At 60.2% G+C, this 16633-nt stretch carries 15 protein-coding genes; 6 read left to right on the top strand and 9 right to left on the bottom strand.

The features are described from left to right. Nucleotides 1-28 precede the first annotated feature (28 nt). Complete coding sequence (locus tag HHL09_RS18970; protein ID WP_169456200.1) at nucleotides 29-739, bottom strand: PEP-CTERM sorting domain-containing protein; 711 nt, start codon at nucleotides 737-739, stop codon at nucleotides 29-31. Nucleotides 740-982: 243 nt separating this feature from the next. Between HHL09_RS18970 and upp the strand changes: the two genes are divergently transcribed. The 5 genes from upp (at nucleotide 983) to HHL09_RS18945 (ending at nucleotide 6066) form a co-directional block, all read left to right on the top strand. Continuing rightward, entirely contained in the window at nucleotides 983-1591 is a 609-nt protein-coding gene (gene upp / locus HHL09_RS18965; RefSeq protein ID WP_240963663.1) for a uracil phosphoribosyltransferase, read from the top strand. Nucleotides 1592-2017: 426 nt separating this feature from the next. Further along, complete coding sequence (locus tag HHL09_RS18960; RefSeq protein WP_169456198.1) at nucleotides 2018-2173, top strand: small basic protein; 156 nt, start codon at nucleotides 2018-2020, stop codon at nucleotides 2171-2173. 89 nt (nucleotides 2174-2262) lie between these two features. Beyond that, nucleotides 2263-3165: a pseudouridine synthase gene (locus HHL09_RS18955; RefSeq protein WP_169456197.1), complete on the top strand. Its 903-nt coding sequence runs from the start codon at nucleotides 2263-2265 to the stop codon at nucleotides 3163-3165. Between the two features lie 79 nt (nucleotides 3166-3244). Further along, nucleotides 3245-5200, top strand: coding sequence for an acetate--CoA ligase (gene acs, locus HHL09_RS18950; RefSeq protein ID WP_169456196.1), 1956 nt, complete (start codon nucleotides 3245-3247; stop codon nucleotides 5198-5200). Between the two features lie 71 nt (nucleotides 5201-5271). Next, the gene (locus HHL09_RS18945; protein WP_169456195.1) at nucleotides 5272-6066 is read left to right on the top strand and encodes a hypothetical protein; all 795 of its coding nucleotides are present in this window, start codon (nucleotides 5272-5274) and stop codon (nucleotides 6064-6066) included. 6 nt (nucleotides 6067-6072) lie between these two features. Here HHL09_RS18945 and HHL09_RS18940 read toward each other — a convergent pair whose 3' ends face one another. The 4 genes from HHL09_RS18940 to HHL09_RS18925 form a co-directional block, all read right to left on the bottom strand. After that, the gene (locus tag HHL09_RS18940; RefSeq protein WP_169456194.1) at nucleotides 6073-6672 is read right to left on the bottom strand and encodes a TVP38/TMEM64 family protein; all 600 of its coding nucleotides are present in this window, start codon (nucleotides 6670-6672) and stop codon (nucleotides 6073-6075) included. A gap of 46 nt (nucleotides 6673-6718) precedes the next feature. Next, nucleotides 6719-9028, bottom strand: coding sequence for an endonuclease/exonuclease/phosphatase family protein (locus HHL09_RS18935; protein WP_169456193.1), 2310 nt, complete (start codon nucleotides 9026-9028; stop codon nucleotides 6719-6721). Between the two features lie 115 nt (nucleotides 9029-9143). Continuing rightward, entirely contained in the window at nucleotides 9144-10430 is a 1287-nt protein-coding gene (locus tag HHL09_RS18930; protein ID WP_169456192.1) for a glycosyltransferase, read from the bottom strand. Continuing rightward, the gene (locus HHL09_RS18925; protein ID WP_169456191.1) at nucleotides 10427-12673 is read right to left on the bottom strand and encodes a hypothetical protein; all 2247 of its coding nucleotides are present in this window, start codon (nucleotides 12671-12673) and stop codon (nucleotides 10427-10429) included. Before HHL09_RS18925 ends, HHL09_RS18930 begins: the two co-directional genes overlap by 4 nt. Nucleotides 12674-13069: 396 nt before the next feature. Between HHL09_RS18925 and HHL09_RS18920 the strand changes: the two genes are divergently transcribed. Next, complete coding sequence (locus tag HHL09_RS18920; protein WP_169456190.1) at nucleotides 13070-13573, top strand: hypothetical protein; 504 nt, start codon at nucleotides 13070-13072, stop codon at nucleotides 13571-13573. On the opposite strand, the gene HHL09_RS18915 is transcribed toward HHL09_RS18920, so the two are convergent. The 4 genes from HHL09_RS18915 to HHL09_RS18900 form a co-directional block, all read right to left on the bottom strand. Beyond that, complete coding sequence (locus HHL09_RS18915) at nucleotides 13518-14384, bottom strand: YihY/virulence factor BrkB family protein (protein ID WP_169456189.1); 867 nt, start codon at nucleotides 14382-14384, stop codon at nucleotides 13518-13520. The genes HHL09_RS18920 and HHL09_RS18915 overlap by 56 nt on opposite strands. A 16-nt stretch (nucleotides 14385-14400) precedes the next feature. Beyond that, nucleotides 14401-15285 carry a glucose 1-dehydrogenase gene (locus HHL09_RS18910; protein ID WP_169456188.1) on the bottom strand — a complete coding sequence of 295 codons (885 nt, stop codon included), beginning with the start codon at nucleotides 15283-15285 and terminating at the stop codon, nucleotides 14401-14403. 120 nt (nucleotides 15286-15405) lie between these two features. Continuing rightward, complete coding sequence (locus tag HHL09_RS18905; protein ID WP_169456187.1) at nucleotides 15406-15915, bottom strand: pyridoxamine 5'-phosphate oxidase family protein; 510 nt, start codon at nucleotides 15913-15915, stop codon at nucleotides 15406-15408. A gap of 51 nt (nucleotides 15916-15966) precedes the next feature. After that, on the bottom strand, nucleotides 15967-16629 hold the full coding sequence (locus HHL09_RS18900; RefSeq protein WP_240963662.1) for a response regulator transcription factor: 663 nt from the start codon (nucleotides 16627-16629) through the stop codon (nucleotides 15967-15969). Nucleotides 16630-16633 lie beyond the last annotated feature (4 nt).

The raw sequence follows: 16633 nt of genomic DNA, 5'->3' as shown, positions 1-16633 counted from the left end.
AAACGTGCTTCGAATCGGTCCGGAGATCTCAGGAAGAACGGCGGCGACGAAGAAGTCCCAGCATGCCCAGCCCGGAAAGCAATGTCACCGCCGGCTCTGGAATCGGAGTGATGATCACACCCGCAATCGTGCCTCGGGTGAGGCCATTCCGCACTTGGGTATCGAGAAACAGCGTGTCGCTCGTCAGCCCCGTCAGGATGGAGCTGGCTCCGCCGATCTTCCCCGAACCTGTGGTCGAATTGGTAAGCTGCCCTAGCACCGTGCCGCCGGAGACCGTGAAAACATCGGTCGCCGTGAACCCGGTTCCATTGTCGGTCGATTGGATGATCTGCAGGGTATAGGTCGGCGCACCAAGACCCGACAGCCATGCGGACAAGCCGGTAAGGGTAATCGTCGGCGTGTTCGCCGCATTCGTGGAATCGTCGAGATAGCCGTAGTTGACCTCTTGGTCCCCCGGAGTCGAAGGCTGGTTCCAAGTCCAGTCATTCGGGGAAGTCCAGGAGATCGACACCCCGGACACCGAGGTGGACGAAGCTCCATCCGCACTATCCACGTTGGTCCACTGTTCCGCAGCCACACCATACGCGGTTGCGGTAACTGCCAGACCGAGCGCTTGGTAGCCATCGCCCATGAAGTTCACCGCGATACTGGCGGCGGACGAAACTTCGGAAGAAACAGCCGCAACTGCGGCAACGGCAGACGCCATCTTCAGGCGACGGAGGGTGGAACTTGAGTTCATGAGAGCTGAAACGACTCAACCAACCGATTTACACACAAACAAGGCAATAAATTGATTTTTGATTCAATTCGTCACCCGGAATTTATCATTTAAATCACTTTAACCCGCAATCAGTCTGACAAATTCTCAGATACTCGGGCTTTTATCACGAAAACGATCTCCGCGGATCACCTCCGCATCGACACCCCTGATGTCTTGTCTCCCGGCACGGATCACGCTTTCTAGTGAGGCGTGGTCCATGTCGTGAATCATCCCTTGGTGCAGGCCGAGTTGACCGGCTTGCGTTGCCGTAATTGCCCGGGCCCGGAATTCCGCCAACGCCTCCGGCGGATCGCGTCACTCATGGTGCCAGCGGTGACCGCGGATCTCCCCACCCGGGTGGTGAGCTGTGAGACACCTCTGGAACTCACCAGCGGCGTCGAGTTGGCGCGCCGGATCGTGCTCACTCCTGTTTTACGCGCCGGCCTCGGGTTCCTTGATGGTTTCTTCGACCTGCTGCCTGAGGCGGCCGTGGCCCACATCGGTCTCGCCCGAAATGAGGAGACGCTTTTGCCGGAGCCCTACTACATTAAAACCCCGCCGATCCTCGCCGAAAGCGAGGTGATCGTCCTCGACCCCATGCTCGCCACCGGCGGTTCGGCGGTCGAAGCGGTGCGACGCTTGGTCGAACTCGGAGCCATTCACCTGCGCGTGGCCTGCCTCGTAGCCGCGCCGGAGGGTATTGCCACCTTTGAAGCCGCTTGGCCGGAAATCCCGATCTTCACCGCCGCTATCGACCGCGCCCTCAATGACCGCGGCTACATCCTTCCCGGCCTCGGCGACGCCGGGGACCGTCTCTTCGGAACGGCGTGACCAACCGATTTATCCTGCTTGGCAGTAGAACGGCTCGCACGACTAACCTATGCCCTTTCTCCGATTGGAGAATTCTCGTGCACCGACCACCAACCGATCTTCCCGACTCCTGCCTCGCTGGAATTCCCCCTTCGCCAGCCTGTTATTTTCCCTGTTTTATCAGGCATAACAGGCGGGCTGTTCAGAACGGATCGCCTCGTTTTGGATCAGAGGCTACAGTCATCCCTCCAGCCTCCCCAAGTATGCCGGATCCAGTGCCATCCCATTTGCACGCAGGCATTTCCGTTTCTTGCCACGCTGCATTCAGAACCCGGAGTTCATCCCCGGAAGTTCGGCCTCTGCTCAAAAACCCGATTTTCCCATTGCCATCGGCGTCCCGCACCCCTAAAAGCCCCGCCCCGCGTAGCAACCTACATCGATTTTCCCATGTCCAAGCACAACAGTCTCAAGGCCAAAGGCGGCGCCGAAGGCAAGCGTTCCGTGATGAAGCGTTTCGAGCGCGTCAAGGTGATGAAGGAGCGCGGCGTCTGGAAGGAAGGCCGCAGCCCGATTGGTCTCCCGAAGACCAAGGGCGAGGGCTGAAGCCCCGCTTTTCCGGATTTTCTCCGCAGGCGCGCAGGTCCCGCAAGGGTCTGCGCCTTTTGCGTTTCTATTCCCACTGATCCCATTCCATGCCCGAAGGCACCCGACTCAACAAATTCCTCGCCTCCTGCGGCGTCGGCTCCCGCCGCGCCTGCGATGCCTTGGTGCAAGAAGGCCATGTGGAGATCAATGGCAAGGTCTGCCTGAATCCCGCCCAGCGCGTGGAGCCGGCCGACTTCGTGCGCGTGGATGGCAAGCGCGTGCAAACCAAGGAGACGAAGACCGTGATGTTCTACAAGCCGCGCGGTTACGTCTGCTCCCGCGAGGACGAACTCGGCCGGGATACCATCTACACCATCCTTCCGCCGCTCCTGAAGCACCTCCACCACGTTGGACGCTTGGACCGCGATTCGGAAGGCTTGCTGATCCTTACCAATGACGGGGATCTTTCGCAGACCCTCATGCACCCTTCCAAGCTGGTGGAGAAGGAGTACATCGTCACCTCCAACCAGCCGGTGCTGAATGAGCACCTCGATCTCTTCATCTCCGGCATCTACATCGAGAAGAACCGCATGCGCGCTAAATCCGTGCAGCGTCTCTCTTCGCGCCGCTATCGCATCGTGCTGGAGACCGGCCTGAAGCGCCAGATCCGCATGATGTTCCAAGCACTCGGCTATCAGGTCCAGAAGCTGGTCCGCATCCGCATCGGCACCTTGGAACTCGCCGACCTGCCGGAGGGAGCGTGGTTCCCGCTTGAGGAAGATGGCATCCGCCGTCTGCAGGTGAATCCGAAGCCGAAGGGACCTCGTCGTCCGGCGGCAAAAAAAGTGGCAAAAAAGGCCGCGAAGAAATCCGGAAAACCTGCCGCCTCCGGCGAGCGCCCGAAGCCGGCAGCCCGTCCCGCAAGGAAATCCGCCGGTTTTGCCCGCCCGAGCTCTTCCCGCCATCCCTCAAAAAAGACGGCGAAGAGGGTTCCAAAACGCAAGTTTTGAGTCGCGCCCTGCGAAATGGGCTTTGTAGCTTCCCGCACGTCCGGCAACCCGACCTGCGGCCGGCTAAATCCAAGGCACCATGAGCAACAAGATCGAAAGCCATCTCGTCGAAGATCGCGTCTTCAAGCCATCGAAGGAATTCTCCGCGAAGGCCCGCATTTCCAGCCTCTCGCAGTACAAGAAGCTTTGGCAGGAGTCGGTCGATAAGCCGAACGTCTTCTGGGCCCGCGAAGCAAAGGAACTCTCCTGGCGCCAGACTTGGACGAAGGTCCTCGATTGGAAAGCACCGGACGCGAAGTGGTTCGTCGGCGGCAAGCTCAACGTCTGCGAAAACTGTGTGGACCGCCACGCCGCAGGACCACGTCGCAACAAGGCCGCCATCATTTTCGAAGGTGAACCGGGCGACAAGCGGGTCATCACCTACGGCCAGCTCCAGCGCGAGGTGAGCCAGTTTGCCAATGTCCTCCTCGCGAAGGGCGTGAAGGCAAAGGACCGCGTGCTCGTTTACATGCCGATGATCCCGGAAGCCGCAGTGGCGATGCTTGCCTGCGCACGTATCGGCGCGGTCCATTCCGTCGTCTTCGGCGGCTTCTCTTCGGACTCGATCGTCGATCGTCTCGAAGACTCCGGCGCGACCCACGTGGTGACCGCCGACGGCGGCTGGCGCCGCGGCAAGATCGTCCCGCTGAAGGACAATGTCGATGAGGCGCTGGAACGCTACAAGGGCATCAAGTCCGTCGTCGTCTTCAAGCGCACCGGCCAGGACATCCAGATGAAGTCCGGCCGCGACACCTGGTGGCATGATGACATCTCGAAGGTCAGCGCCAAGCACGAGGCCAAGGCCTTCGACTCGGAGCACCCTCTCTTCATTCTCTACACCTCTGGCTCCACCGGTAAGCCGAAGGGCATTCTTCATACCAGCGGCGGCTACCTCACCGGTGCCTACACCACCTGCAAGTACGTCTTCGACATGCGCGATGAGGACGTCTACTGGTGCACTGCCGACGTCGGCTGGATCACTGGCCATAGCTACATCGTCTACGGCCCGCTCGCGATGGGCGTGACCCAGGTGATGTATGAAGGCGCGCCGAACCAGCCGGACTTCGGCCGCTTCTGGCAGATGGTGGAGGAATATGGCGTGACCATCTTCTACACCGCACCGACCGCGATCCGCGCCTTCATCAAGGCAGGGGATCATTTCCCGGCGAAGCATGACCTCTCTTCCCTGCGCCTGCTCGGGTCCGTGGGCGAGCCGATCAACCCGGAAGCATGGATGTGGTATCACGAGAAGATCGGCGGCGGACGCTGCCCGATCGTCGATACCTGGTGGCAGACAGAGACGGGCGCGATCATGATTACCCCCCTGCCCGGCTGCACCCCGCTGAAGCCCGGCACCGCCACCCTGCCCTTCTTCGGCGTCGACGCCGCGATCCTCGATGAGGAAGGCCACGAGTGTAAGCCGAACGAAGGCGGACGCCTGGTGATCCGCAAGCCTTGGCCCTCGATGACCCGCACGATCTACGGCGACAAGGGCCGGTATAAGAAAACCTACTGGTCCGACTACAAGGGCATGTACACCGCCGGTGACGGTGCCCGCCGCGACAAGCAGGGCAACTTCTGGATCGTCGGCCGCCTTGATGACGTGCTGAACGTTTCCGGCCACCGCCTTGGCACCGCCGAGGTGGAAAGCGCTCTGGTCGGCCATCCGGCAGTCGCGGAATCCGCGGTCGTCGGCCGCCCGGACGATCTCAAGGGCCAGGCGGTTGTCGCTTTCGTCACCCTGAAAGAAGGGATCGAGGGCACTCCGGCCCTGCAAAAGGAACTCCGGGAGCACGTCGGCAAGGTCATCGGTGCGATCGCCAAGCCGGATGACTTGCATTTTGCGCCCGCCTTGCCCAAGACCCGCTCTGGAAAAATCATGCGGCGCTTGTTAAAGGAACTCGTGGCGACCGGAAACGTGACCGGAAACACCACAACGCTTGAAGATTTCAACGTGATCGCCACCCTCCAGAAAAATCTCGGAAGCGGAAAGTAAGAATGACCCCCACCCGCTACTTCCTCGCCCGTTTTGCCCAAGCCTTTGGCGTTAATCGTCGCCAAAGGCGCATGGCTGAAGCTGCCGCCGAAATGCACCTGCTGCGCGAAGCGGAGCAGGTTCTCGGACAATCTGTCTGGGAACGCGTCGAGGAAGTGGAAGAGCTGGGTGTGGAGTACTGGAACCTCCGCAAGCTGATGAAGGAGCGGGATGAGATCCGGGAAAAACTCGACGAGTGCGAGGCGATCCTGGCCGACGCCCACGAACAGCGTTCGACCCTGTTGGGAGCAAAATCCGACTCCCAGCAGGATCTCGAGACCGAACGCGTCACCCTCTTGGCAGAGCTGGAAAAGCTTTCCCGGGAACGTGATTCCGTCATCCAGCAGGCCCGCGAGATCCGCCGGATCTACGACGGTCTCAAAATGAAGCTGGAGGTCCTTGAACGCGACGCATCCGGCGACGCGGTCGAGAAGACCAAGGCCCGCATGGTGGAGCTGAAAATCCGCTTCACCGAGCTCAAGCAGGCTCGCGATACCATCGCGACCTCGATTGCCGAAGGTGATGCCAAGGTGGATGCCCTCGACACTGTGCTCACCGAGGAGAAACAGAAGCATCGCGCCGAGGCTTCCGTAGCCTTCCAGCAAATCGGCCAGGCCAACCGGGACATCTCCTCGCACAAGGCCCAGCTCGGCCTGATCGACACCCAGATGCGCCAGCTTTTCAGCGAAATCGGCCGCCACGTCAGCCGGAATGCTTTCGTGAGCGAGCAGTGTCGCAGTGCGGCCAAGGGACACATCCCGATGATCGATGTCATGCGTGCCCTGCGCCGCTCCGTGGCGATGAATCATCGCCTCGCAGGCATGTGATGCCGCTCATCCCTCGCCCTTGATCACCGATCCGAAGCGGTTCTTCAGCCAATAGCCGAAGAGCAAGAGCGCGACGGATGCGCCAACAAGGATGTAGATCCATTTCGGATCGAAGTTCATGACCGCGCTGCCTGCGCCGACCGGGATGATGCAGAAGGCGACATAGATCGGCGCGCCCACCCAGAAGTAGATGCGCAACGGAATGTCCGTAAGTGCTAGCAGGTAGAGCTTCGCGATATAGGGAGGCCCGTGCAGCGCCGCGAAGAGTGCCGTGAACCAAACCCGGTGCTCGGGCTTGATCGAGGGAATGTTGTGCCCTGCTCTCCGCAAGCGGTTCCGCACCCGGCTGCGAAAGAGGCCGTGTGCCAACCGGAACGCCGCGAAGTTGTGAAACAGCACCGCGATGCCGGATACCAGCATCCCCCCCTGAAGCCCGAACCTTACGCCGGCGAGGAACAGGAAGATACTCACCGGAAAGCCAACGAGCGGCAGGACGAGGAAGGCGAGGATGAAAGTGACTGCATGAAGTCCCTGCCCGTAGGCGACAAGCGTCTCGCGGTTCAACTCGCCCTTGTGGGCGTAGAGAAACCACGCAATCAGTGCCACGGCTCCGAGAGCGATGACCAGCTTCCCGCGATGTCTCCGCCATCGCCTACTTGTCGCAACCGTTTGCATGAAGGGTGAGTTCCACGCAGAGCGGCAGATGATCCGAAGCGATCACGGCCGTGGGCGTATCGGGACGTTCGATCGCCTCCACCGAGAAATGGCGGCTCACGAACACATGATCGATTCTCAGCAGCGGCTTCACCGAAGAGAAAGTGGCGCATGGCTTGTGCCCCTCCACCGCGAGCTGCGCATCCCGCAAACGTGAGCGCAACCGCGCAAACACCGGGGACCGCGGGCCGGTGTTGAAATCCCCGCAGAGAATCACAGGCTCGTCGTCGGACAGTCCGCCAAGCCATGCGTTACCTAACAATTCCTCCGCCTGCTGCCGGCGTTCGTTACGGCCCAGACCGAAGTGCGTATTTATGAAATGAAAAGGCGCCCCTCCTTCCGGCTCGATCTTCAGCCAGATCGCCCCGCGGGCTTCGCGAAAAATTTTCCGGTCCGCCGGAGTCAAATGCGCGGCCTTCAGTATCTTGAACGGAAAGCGTGCGAAGACCGCGATGCCATAGCGCTCTTTCTCTTCCTCTAGCATCGTCTGGAAGACATGGGTCATCCTCAGGTGATCGGCAATGAGCTGCGCCTGATCATGTCCCCGCGATCGGGACCGGTGCGCATCCACCTCTTGGACAGCCACGATATCGGGATCGAAATGGTTGATCACCCTCGCCACTCGCTCTGGACGGATCTTCCCATCGATCCCCACGCAACTGTGGATGTTGTAGGTCATCACCCGCAAAGGCAGATCCTTCCTGCGAACCGATTGTTCCGGCACACGCTCTTCCCGCACGCCATCGCGCCCGAGGAAATGAAGCGCGATCTTCCGCAAGTCTTCTCCTCGCACCCTGTCCGCCGTTCTCGCGAGATGCGAGAGGTGCCAGCGCCGGATGCGATCGGGCACCAGCAGGAAGCCCCGGGTTTCTTCAGAGCCCGGTCCGCAATGCGCGCCATTCTCCATCGGAAAGGTCAGCGGCTTGCCACGCGGGTCCCAGCCGCTGATCACAAAATCGCCTGCATGGCGATGACGGCAGAGTTGCGCCAGATCCTCCGACGTTTCATCGAGGAAGGGGTGCTTCTCGCCAAGAACTTCGGCGCGATCCCCCGCCAAGGCCCACAGACCGCGGGAGTTCATCGCGGCGATCTCTCCATCCGGCTTCCGCCACATCACCAAGGGAATGCCTGCCTCCACGATCATCGCCCGGGCATAGTCCACCATCTCCGCGTCCACCGGCTTCTTCGGCAAATAAATGTGCCCTATCGGCCCCATCGCCGTGACGATGATCTCTTTCGCGGGATCGGGGGTTCCGTCACTGCATTGGTTCTTCGGCTTCAGCCCCATGAGGTTCCGGCACCGGTCCAGGGTATTGCCTACCAACTCAGGCATCTTCCGCATCCACACCGGCGCGCCATCAAGGGGTCCGCGCGCAAAGACTCCAGCCAATGCCGTGTCGAGACCGCGCCCGAATCTGCGTTCGTAGGGCTCCGTCGCCTCTTGGCCGTGATCGGAATAGATCATCAGCTCGTAGTCGCGATAGGTGGAATGATTCGCAGCCCGGTAAATGTCACGGATCGCCCGATCAATGCCCTTCAGGGTCCAGTGGGCAAAATCCGACGAGGGCCCGCGACGGTGGGACTGCTCATCATACCCGAGGAAGTTCGCATGAATGGTCTGCACACCGCGTTCGATATCGAGCAGCACGCGAAAGCGGATCATCTCCCGCAGTGCGATGCAGACCACCACCCTCGCGGGTACGAAGGCCATCTCCGTCAGGAAATCCTCGCGCTCATACAGTCCCTTCACGGCATCCACCAGCCCGAGGACCGCTTCCAGGATCGCCAGCCCGATCATCCGCAGGATGCGCGGTGCATAGGCGATCGAAAGCAGAACCGTTTTCAGCGGGTGCAGTTGCCGGAGCAGTTCGTCCGGTGCCAGATCCTGCGAGCAGTAGCGCGAGCGGACCGATCCCGCACGGTAGATGTTCGAGTAGGAGTGCCCTCCCTTGAGCAAGGGCTCACTGCACTCCTTGAGCATCTCCTGCTCGATCTCCGCCGCAGCCTCCGCCTCATACATGCGGAGGATCTTCGCTTGGTCACGGCAGAGAAACTGGAAGCTCGGAACAGCGGCACGCACGCCGTAGAAGATCTCGCCTTGGACAGCCGGCGTGGTCGAGGGAACCCCGGAGTAGAAATTCTCCAGCGTGAAATGCTTCCTCCGGATCAGGCGCGCCAGAAATGGCATGTTCCCCTCCTGCACGGCCTTCTCCAACTGCGCTCGGGAAAGCCCGTCGATCTGGACCATGATCAATCCGGGTTCATCCGCCTCCCCCTCCGGAGTTCGAATACCGAACATGCGGGCGGCCCAATGCGTGCGGCTGATTTTTCGCCGCAGCCACCTGACCCGGACTGCGATGCGACTAATCAAGGCTGGCCTCCGTTGCTGGGGTTTCGATCACCGCGGCAGCCGCTGCGGACACCTTCGCCGACAGAAGATCCCACTCGACCTCGACGCTTGCCATCAATCGATCCCAAGGCATCGGATCATCATCGAAGATGCGATCATGGCTTTCGATGAGTTCCTCATAGCAGCGGATCATCTGACGCGCGCAATGATCGGTGGTATAGATCTCGGCGGACTCACGTGCCCTTTCCGAACAGGCACCCGAGAAGACCTCATCAGCCATCAACATCTCCAATGCGGAGGCGAATTCCTCCGCAGGAGCATCCGCTCTAAGCAGGATGCCATTCGCCCCGTCTTCCACGATCTCGCGGACTCCCGGACCATCCAACGCCACCACCGGCTTGCCCGCCGCCATCGCCTCGGCCAGCACGATCCCCTGTGTCTCGGTCTGCGAGGCGAAGACAAACCAGTCCATCGCGGCGTAAGCATCCGCAAGCTCCTGCCCGCTCTTCTTTCCTGCAAAGTGGACCTGCTTCCCGCATCCTGCCTTTTCGAAGATGCCAACCATCTCTTCCCGCGCATCGCCATCTCCAACAACAAGGAACAGCGACTGCGGATCTCCCTTCAAACGAAGCGCCACGGCTTCGCAGAGGAAAATCAGGTTCTTCTCCCTCGCCAGGCGTCCCACATGACCGATGACTCTCGCTTCCAAGGGAATTCCAGCAGATTGCCGAAAGCGCGGTCCATCTCCCGCAGCAAAGTTCTCCGTATCGATCCCCGTGGGAATCGAGCGGATGGGCGTGATCACCATGCGATCATGAAGCAGTTTGGCGATGCTATCGCTGGGGGCGATCACCTGATCGCAGAGATTGCAGTACTCCGTGGCCAATTGAATCGCCATCCGTTTCAAGGCCAGGGAATCAAGCGGCACATAGTGGGTGTAACGCTCGTACAGCGTGTGATGCGTAAAGAGAATCGGCACCTGCATCTTCCACGATTCCCGCAAGGCCGCGTCCCCCAAGAGGAACGGATGGTGGCTATGGATCACATCCGGCCCGAAGTCTTCGATGAAGTCGCGGATCACATTGGGCATGGGCAGACGCACACAAAAGTCGCTGCCATTGAATTTCTGGATCGCTGGCACCCGGAGAACGTCCTCGGAAACCTCCGCACCATCGAACTCGGGAGCAACGACCTTCACTTCGTGACCAAAGCGCCGGCACGCATCCTCAAGGGTCTTCACCGACCTCGCGACCCCTCCCACGTGAGGCAGGTAGGTATTGGTGAACATCGCGATTCTCATGATTTCTCAAGCGGATAGGAATAAATGCCTGCCTTCGTCTCCACGGGTACGTAGCCGGGAATCTGGATGAGAACGCGGGGAGCTTGCCCGCGCCATGCGCTCTCAAGATGAATGTGATCTCTTTCAATACGGACCGAAACCGGTCCCCAAGCGGTGAAGGTCGGGCCGAAGCCCACCTTTCTCCCACCCTCCAACCATTCCGGCAGGATACCCGAACCGATCACGAGATGATCCTCCTCTTCACGCACGAAACAATTCCTCAGCATCATGATCCATTCCGCCGCAGCCCAGCCGTGCTGGCCGTCCCCCATGCAGCCGCCGAGTGTGAGAGGATGAATCGCTTCGGGCCATTGCCCGGTGGGCGAAGCGAGATCTGCCACCCGCCGGATGAGCGCTGCGAAGCGTGGATCCTCCGCACGAAGCAAAGTCTGCGCAATGTCCAGCGTAAGGTACGCATTGATCCCCGAGTGGATCATCTCTTGGAAGAAGCCGCCGCCGTGAAAGCAACGCTCCATCAGGAAATCTGCCGTCTTTGCCAAGCGAGCCTCACCCGGCGGATAAAGCTGCAAGGGATAGTCCGCCACCATCGAACCGATCGCTCCGGCGTCCATCCTCCGGCCCGGAGCCGCGGGAATTGCACCCAACGAGCACTTCGGCGGGATACCCCCGATGCTCTCTTCGATGCTTCTCGCATACTCCCCAGCCAAGGTTTCGGCCTCCTTGGCCGCCTCCGCATCCCCGGTCAAACGCCAGTACTTCGCGACCTCCTTCAATCCACCCCAAGCCCAGTAGTCGTCCCAGTAGTAGTAATCGTTCGGGCCAAGGTGCTCCGCACTGAATCCAGCTGGCAACAGCCCCTTCGTTCCCTTGGGCTCGTCGCCCGTCAGTCGCTTGCGAGCCAGCCATTGCATGCCCTTCTTCAAGGCTTGGTTCATCTCCGGACTCAGCGTGGCACCCGTCATCTCGGCATGTCGCGCCACGATCCAGAGAACCTGCCCATTCGAGTCCCATTCTCCCTCTTGCGAGAGGAAGTAGCCCGCTGCCGTCTGTCGTGACGGAAATTCCGCGATGACCCGCTGTGCCCGATCCAGCATCCCGATCGCGATGAGAGGATGAAGCATCAGGCAGGCGTCCCGGAACCAGAAGCGCCGGTAAGTATACGGCCCCGGAACCAGATCATTCGCCGAGAGCAGCAGCACCGTGCGCACCGCCGCGTCATAGAGGAACTGCATCCGCTCATCCGGAACCTGGAGCTTGGCCATCCCCCCCAAGGCATGAGACCAGGAAAGCTTCACATCCTTCGCCCGCGCAGGCAGTTCCTTCAGATCGCGCTCCAAGGTCACCGAAATACCCAGCTCTCGCGCTTGTCCGGCATGGATCCGGAATAGCGCCGCCCCGGTCGCCATGCCCACATCGCATTTGACCTCGCGTTGCTCGGCATCTCCCGGCAGGTCGAGATAGACATCGCCCTCCGCATAGTGCGCAAGCCGCAAAGAATCGGGGCGATCATTGAGTTTTACCGTGGCCTCGTCGTTCACGCGGAACGATGAAGAAGCCGGATCATATTCCAGCTTGTTGATAAACTGGACGCCTTCTGGATTATAAGGGCGCACCGCGACCACCAGCCAACCGTCCTCATCAGAGAGAGCCTTCACCTCTGTGCACAACTCCGGCGCGCCATCATCCCTCACGATCATCCGCGTGGACAGGTCGAGAAACAGCCCGTCTTTCTCGATTCGGGTCGCCACCATGAGAGTCGGCTCGAGGAGCAAGCGCTGCGTCACGGAACGATCGTCCAGCTTGCTCGGCAGCAGGCGCCGGCGCCGCTCCGTCACCATCCAGAAATCCAACGACCATCCATCGTGCAAGGGAGTAACCAGCCCGCGAGGATCGACGATGGGATACGCCCCTACTCCTGGCAGCCCCACGGCTGTCCAATTCCGGTGCGTTAAATTGATGTGACTGAAGGAGAAGGCACGCGGGACGAAGGAGCTGTCGTTCGGATTGAATTGCCGCTCTACCCAGTAGGGCCATACCCAGTCGAGATTATGCTGGATTGCCTTCGCGTTCACGAGACCTCGGGCGTGGAAGACAATTCCCGCACGGAGCAATTCCAGCGGCTCTGCAACTTCCGAGGGCTGGGCGAATCGGCGCATCTTCGCGAGCAACATCGCCGGATCCAGCACTCCGTAGCGGCGTGCCGCATGCTTCACGAAGAACTTCCAAGGCAGAAGACGGAACATGGATCGAAATGGTGTGCTAAGGCCACAATAACAGCGGCTCTCTCCCTGTTGTCATCGCAGGTCTCGTTCCACTGCGAACGAGGCTGGAGTCCCCGTTCTTATCGCATCGGATAGGAAAGCTCCGATCCCCTCCATTTGCAAATTGCAAAGGGCCATCGCCCTTGGCGGTGCAAATCCGAGCCAACGCAAAATCGGCGCTAGGCAACGTTAGGTTCAACTCGCTGAAACATCAGGAGAAGCCGTCCACCCGAAACTGGCATGTCATGCGCTAAAAGGCGCGCCATGAATCTCCGTCGCCATCTCGCCCTCGCGCTTCTTGGAATGCTCCAACCTCGCAACGTCCGCCCCCGCCCCTTCCGCCGCCTACGCATGTTCAATCCGTGACCGTGGGAAACCATGGAAAACGCTTTCGAACACTACCTCAACGATCATCTCGCAGGAGCCACCGGCGCTATCTTGTTGATCGGAGATCTGGCCAAGCGCCAGGAGGATGATACCGAACGTCTCTTCTTCCAGAACCTTCAGGAGGAGGTTTCGGGCGACCGGGACCTTCTGACAGCACTGATCCGGAGAGCCGGCATGGAGGAGAAAATCATCGCCAAAGTGACTGGCGACGTCGGTGCCCGCGCAGGCAAGCTGAAGCTGATGTGGGACGGCCTCGAACCGGGAAAGCTCGGATATTTCGAAGCGCTGGAAATCCTCGCGCTTGGCATTCAAGGCAAGCGCCTCCTCTGGACCGTCCTCGGTGAAGTGGCCTCCCTTTATCCCGAGTGGACCGGCGTCGACTTCGAGGCCTTGGCCAAATCCGCCAAGCGACAGCGTGATGAGGTAGAGCAACGGCGTCTCAATTCAGGCCGCGCGACGCTGCCTTCACCCGAGCGGTTGCCGGTCGGCTCGTGATGCCTACTCCCCGCCGGCTCGCGTAGACTTGGGTAAACTCCGCGCCGAATAGCAAGATCATGGACGAGTAATGGAGCCACATGAGCACCAGCACCAGGGCGGCAGCGGATCCATAGCTTGATTCGGTCGCGGCGTGACTGAGATACCACGCAATCCCTACCTTCCCCACAACAAAGAGGCCCGAGGTAAAGATCGCCCCCGCCCAGACATCATTCCACTCGATCTTCACATTGGGGAGGACTTTGAAGATCGCAGCAAAAAGCAAGGCGATCACCGCGAACGACAGTATGCCCGCGGCCGCGTTCCAAACTGCCGGAGGCATCTCCGCGATTCTTCCCACGCGGTCCGTCACTACCTGCAAACAGGTGGTGAGCAGCATCGACACCAGCAGGAGGAAACCCGTTCCAAGAACCATGGCAAAGGAGAGGAAGCGATCACGAATGAAACCTTTGACTCCATGGGAGGGAGGCGTTTCGACATTCCACATCCGGTCCAGCGAAGCCTGCAATTCTCCGAAGACACCGGAGGCACCGAAAAGAAGGAGCCCGATTCCGACCATCGACATCACGAGGTTATCCGACGGCTTCCGGGCATGCGCCACCATGTCCTGGATCACAAAGGCTCCCGTCGGGCCCATTCCCGAACTAAGCTCGTCCTCCAACACTCCCCGCACCGCATCATCTCCGGCGACGGCTCCAGCGAGAGAGATCGCCACAAGCAGAAGTGGCGCAATCGAGAAAGCCGCATAGAAGGCCAGCGAAGCACTCAAGCGGAGACCATTGTCCTGCATGAATCCCCGGAGGGTCTCCACGAGGATGTGGGGCCGCTTAGCCGTTGATGATTTCTCCTCCATTGGGATGCAAGACTTGGCCTGTCATGTAATTTGCGGAATCGCTGGCGAGAAAGACGTAGCACTCCGCGCATTCCCAAGGCTCGCCAGCTCGGCCGAGTGGACTGTCCGAGCCAAAGGTGGCCACTTCTTCCGCAGGAAAGGTCGCAGGAATGAGCGGTGTCCAGATCGGACCCGGAGCCACCGCATTCACCCGGATCCCTTCTTCTGCCAACTGCGCTGCCAAGGAACGGGTAAAGCTGACGATCGCGCCTTTCGTGGAAGAATAGTCGAGCAGCTTTGGGCTACCACGATAGGCCGTGACCGAACTGGTATTGATGATTGCACCGGCTCCGGATTCACGAATGAGCGGAAGCGCGGCTGCGCTTAGATGGAACATGGAAAAGATATTCGTTTGAAAGGTCCGAAGAAGCTGCTCCTCGCTGATATCCGCGAGCGACTCCTGAGGATGCTGCTCCGCCGCATTGTTCACCACGATATCGAGGTGGCCGAACGTGTGCGCTACCTTGGCGATGGCTTCCTCACACTCACTCTTGTTCCCCACATCGCAGCGGATGCTCAAGCAGCGACAACCCTTGCCCTCCACCAGCCTTACCGTCTCCTTTGCATCTTCCTCTTCCTCGAGGTAGAGGATGGTAACGTTAGCTCCCTCCCGGGCGAATGCCACCGCCACGGCACGTCCGATCCCTGAGTCGCCACCACTAATTACGGCGGACCTTCCCTGGAGACGGCCGCTACCCCTGATGGCAGGATTCTCCGTGAGAGGCTGAGGCCTCATCGGCTCCTGGCGGCCCGGCTGCCGGCCTTGGGTTTGCTCCGGACGTTGCGCCTCTTCTTCGTCCTTCTTAGACTTGTTCGGCATGGGGATTTACTCCGCAAGTCTCGGGCCAAGCCATTGCTCCCGGAGAGCCGGGAGAAGATCAGCACTGCTTGGGTGACGGAGATTGCACTTCGCCTAGCCTCCGTGCCAATCGCATCCCTTTTACGGGTTTAGGTCTCCCTCGATCCCGAGCTCCAGCCGCTTTCCGGTCACGGCACCAACGAGCATCTTACCCATTGCCACGAGCTTGCCGTCCTTCGTATCCCAGTAGTGAACCTTCTCAGGATGGACCGCGATCAAGGTGAGATTGGGATCGTCCTTTCCTTGGGGAAACCACGTCTTCACGGCGGGAGTCCACAGCTCATCCACCTTGTGGATCTCGGTCGTAATCTCTGCCCGACCGTGGATGGCCAGATACTCGTGCTTGCCGCCGTTGCAGAACATCAGCTGGACACGTGGATCGAGGCCGATATGCGCGTTGTGAACGCTATCGGCTCCACTGAAGAGCCAAAGGGTTCCGTCATTCTCCACATCTTGTACCTGCATGGGGCAGAGATGGAATGGAATGGAACTCAAATTCGTGGCAAACAGGCAGGTGGCAGCAGCGGCATCAATCATGTCCCGCATCTTTTCCACAGCCTCCGAGGCGGCAAGATCCTGGATCGCACTCATACACGGAACCCATCCGCCGGTTCCAAGTCTTCGTCAAATGCTTGATAGCATTTAGAGAGGTTCGACCAACCGGTAGCCGATCCCCGGCTCGTTCCGGACAAGCAGGGTATTGCCCAACTTCTTGCGGAGAAAATTCGCGTAGACCCGGAGGTAGTGTGTTTGGTCCTCTGCCTGAGGCCCCCAGACCTCGCGCAGGAGTTGACGCTGGGTGACGATCTTGCCCGTGTGCCGGGCGAGAGCCCGGAGAAAGGCGAACTCGGTCGGAGTCAGTTTCAGCTCCTCCCCTTCGAGGATCGCTTCATGTCGGTCCAGCCGCAACAACAGCGGGCCGAAGACGATCTCCGGCGCATCGTTGCCATGCCGGCGACGCTGGATCGCTGCGAGACGCGCCAGCAGCTCTCCGGTTGCAAAAGGCTTCGTGACGTAGTCGTCGGCACCGCATTCCAGGGCGGTGATCTTTCCAGCCTCCTCGTCCCTGACGGACAAGATCAGCACCGGAGTGTCACTCCACTCCCGCAGGCGCTTCAAGACCTCCAAACCATCCATGTCCGGCAAGCCGAGATCCAGCAGCACCACATCCGGGCGATGGACCGCGCAGGCCTGCAGCCCGAGCTGCCCGTTCTCGGCTTCGCGCACCTCATAGCCTTTCGACTCCAGCGCGAGCCGCAGCAAGCGGCGGATCTGGATCTCGTCGTCAATGATCAGCGCGGTCACGGGT

Source organism: Luteolibacter luteus, assembly GCF_012913485.1.
Lineage (GTDB): Bacteria > Verrucomicrobiota > Verrucomicrobiia > Verrucomicrobiales > Akkermansiaceae > Haloferula > Haloferula lutea.
The sequence above is the reverse complement of the archived record's forward strand: the minus strand, read 5'-3'. Positions and strand labels throughout refer to the sequence as shown.

Excerpts from the sequence above, each read along its gene's own strand:
- HHL09_RS18920 (WP_169456190.1), top strand. The coding sequence starts at position 13,070 with ATGGAAAACGCTTTCGAACACTACCTCAACGATCATCTCGCAGGAGCC.
- HHL09_RS18955 (WP_169456197.1), top strand. The coding sequence starts at position 2,263 with ATGCCCGAAGGCACCCGACTCAACAAATTCCTCGCCTCCTGCGGCGTC.
- HHL09_RS18930 (WP_169456192.1), bottom strand. The coding sequence starts at position 10,430 with ATGAGAATCGCGATGTTCACCAATACCTACCTGCCTCACGTGGGAGGG.
- HHL09_RS18905 (WP_169456187.1), bottom strand. The coding sequence starts at position 15,915 with ATGAGTGCGATCCAGGATCTTGCCGCCTCGGAGGCTGTGGAAAAGATG.
- HHL09_RS18945 (WP_169456195.1), top strand. The coding sequence starts at position 5,272 with ATGGCTGAAGCTGCCGCCGAAATGCACCTGCTGCGCGAAGCGGAGCAG.
- acs (WP_169456196.1), top strand. The coding sequence starts at position 3,245 with ATGAGCAACAAGATCGAAAGCCATCTCGTCGAAGATCGCGTCTTCAAG.
- HHL09_RS18960 (WP_169456198.1), top strand. The coding sequence starts at position 2,018 with ATGTCCAAGCACAACAGTCTCAAGGCCAAAGGCGGCGCCGAAGGCAAG.
- HHL09_RS18935 (WP_169456193.1), bottom strand. The coding sequence starts at position 9,028 with ATGGTCCAGATCGACGGGCTTTCCCGAGCGCAGTTGGAGAAGGCCGTG.
- HHL09_RS18970 (WP_169456200.1), bottom strand. The coding sequence starts at position 739 with ATGAACTCAAGTTCCACCCTCCGTCGCCTGAAGATGGCGTCTGCCGTT.
- HHL09_RS18910 (WP_169456188.1), bottom strand. The coding sequence starts at position 15,285 with ATGCCGAACAAGTCTAAGAAGGACGAAGAAGAGGCGCAACGTCCGGAG.
- HHL09_RS18925 (WP_169456191.1), bottom strand. The coding sequence starts at position 12,673 with ATGTTCCGTCTTCTGCCTTGGAAGTTCTTCGTGAAGCATGCGGCACGC.